1 protein-coding gene is annotated in these 2,518 nt (G+C 46.6%); it reads left to right on the plus strand.

The features are described from left to right. Positions 1-157 precede the first annotated feature (157 nt). The gene (locus VN429_RS06350) at positions 158-2,500 is read left to right on the plus strand and encodes a heavy metal translocating P-type ATPase (protein ID WP_325631073.1); all 2,343 of its coding nucleotides are present in this window, start codon (positions 158-160) and stop codon (positions 2,498-2,500) included. The last annotated feature ends 18 nt before the right edge of the window (positions 2,501-2,518 follow it).

A 2,518-nucleotide genomic window follows, 5' to 3' on the forward strand; every position in this document is an offset into this window, starting at 1 on the left:
CTATTAAAAAGATATCTTCTCTCCTACAAACCATGCAAGGATACGCCCCATGAAGGAAAATATCAGACAATCGCAGATGCCACCATCGGAATGCTCTGACGAATGTTGTCATACACACACCCATGATACAGTACCCCATGAGATCATGAATAACCATATGCACGAAAAACCCCCGGAACATCATCATGAAACCTGCAGATGTTGTTCGTCTGATCCACAACACCATCAGGACATAGACACTGAAGGATGCTCAAATCAGCATAACCATGATGAACCATCCCATATATCACCGGAAAATAATCAGGAAACAGAAACACATGATCATTCTCACCACGATTCCTGCACATGTTGTGCAGGAGAAATCACCCATCATGATGACGGGACCCATGCAGATATCACCAGACCACTGACAACAAGCAGTTTTTTTCTTACCGGACTTGATTGTGCAGATTGTGCAGCACACCTGGAAAAGAGGATTGCAATTCTACCAGGAGTGAAATCAGCAAGGATCAACTTTACAGCCGGAACCATGACAGTGGAACATACAACCCCGGTTCATGCGATAGTAAAAGCAGTCAGTCAGGCAGGATATTCTGCACAATACCGGGATAATACGAAACGCCCTGCACAGATATCCAGAGGATGGATTGACCAGAGAACCATGGCAACCATCATATCAGGAATATTACTGGTGACGGGTTTTGTCATCGATCATGTTGGAATTATGACAGAACTTGTTATTCCATTATTCGCTGGTGCCTCAATAATCGGAGGATTTCACACAGCAAAAATCGGTTTGTATGGACTTAGAGTCTTATCGTTTGATATGAATGTTCTCATGACCGTGGCAGTTGTTGGGGCAGCAGCGATTGGTGAATGGAGTGAAGCAGCAACGGTGGCCGTACTCTTTTCAGTAGGGAATACACTCCAGGCTTACACCATGGACAGGACCCGGAGATCCATCAGAGCATTGATGGACCTTGCCCCTTCACAAGCAACAGTCCGCCGTGATGGAGTTGAATCCATCCTTCCAGTCGGGCAGCTTCTCATAGGTGATCTCATCATTGTCAGGCCCGGAGAACGCATTGCAATGGATGGAATTGTCAAAACCGGCCATTCTTCAGTAAACCAGGCTGCCATTACCGGCGAATCAATCCCGGTAGAGAAGATTCAGGGAGACCAAATATACGCCGGTACAGTGAACGGGAACGGTGTTTTGGAGTTAGAAGTAACTCATCTTTCTTCAGACTCTACTCTTTCAAAGATTATCCATCTTGTCGAAGAGGCACAGGCACAGAAAGCACCATCCCAGCAGTTTGTGGATCTGTTTGCAAAGTATTATACTCCGATTGTCCTGCTTACAGCGGCTGCAATCATGGTAATTCCCTGGATGCTCTTTGCTGAAGAATTTGCACCCTGGTTCTATCGTGGCCTAGTCCTGCTGGTTATATCCTGTCCATGTGCACTGGTGATCTCAACACCGGTCTCCATCGCCTCAGCTATCGGCAGTTTATCACGAAACGGCGTCCTTATTAAAGGAGGGGCATTTCTTGAGGGCATGGGAACCGTAAAAGCCATCGCTTTTGACAAGACCGGGACCCTCACCAGTGGCCATCCGGTTGTTACCGACATTCTTCCACTTGGAGACATGAATGAACAGGATCTCCTCACCCTGGCAGCATCAGTAGAACAGTGGTCTGAACACCCGCTGGCAGCCGCAGTTACCGAAAAGGCAACAGGACTTTCCATACTGTCTTCCACTGACTTTCATGCGATAACCGGTCGGGGGGCCCAGGCAATGGTTGGGGCAGACACCATATATGCTGGCAACATCCACCTGTTCGAAGAACTCGGGGTTGATCTCAGGCCAGTACAGGATCGTGTTATTTCACTTGAAGATAAGGGGAAAACGGTGATGATTATCGGATCATCTACCGCTATCTCTGGGATTATCGCTGTGGCAGATACCCTGCGTGAACAGAGTTATGATGCTGTCAGATCCCTTCACAAAGCAGGGATACAGCATATCACGATGCTTACCGGAGATAATCACCGGGTTGCTTCAGCCATGGCACAACAACTGAATCTTGATTCATATCACAGTGATCTCCTCCCACAGGAGAAAGTAGATACCATCAAGAAACTGGCTGAAGATTATGGATCAGTTGCAATGGTCGGAGATGGAATCAATGACGCCCCGGCACTTGCCACGTCGAATGTTGGAATTGCCATGGGTGTTGCCGGTTCTGATACAGCGCTCGAAACCGCAGATATTGCACTGATGTCAGATGATCTCAAAAGGATTGCCAGCATAATCATCAAGGGCAGGCTGACTCTTGCAGTAATAAAGCAGAATATTGCATTTGCTATCCTGGTAAAGGTAATTTTTGTTATATTGGCACTCTTTGGATATGTGGATCTCTGGCTTGCAGTGCTAGCAGATACTGGATCATCAATCCTTGTTACCCTGAATGGGATGCGATTGATGAAAAATAATTAAAATAAAAAAAATTGATCG

The sequence above is a fragment of the Methanospirillum sp. genome (assembly GCF_035560735.1).
GTDB lineage: Archaea > Halobacteriota > Methanomicrobia > Methanomicrobiales > Methanospirillaceae > Methanospirillum.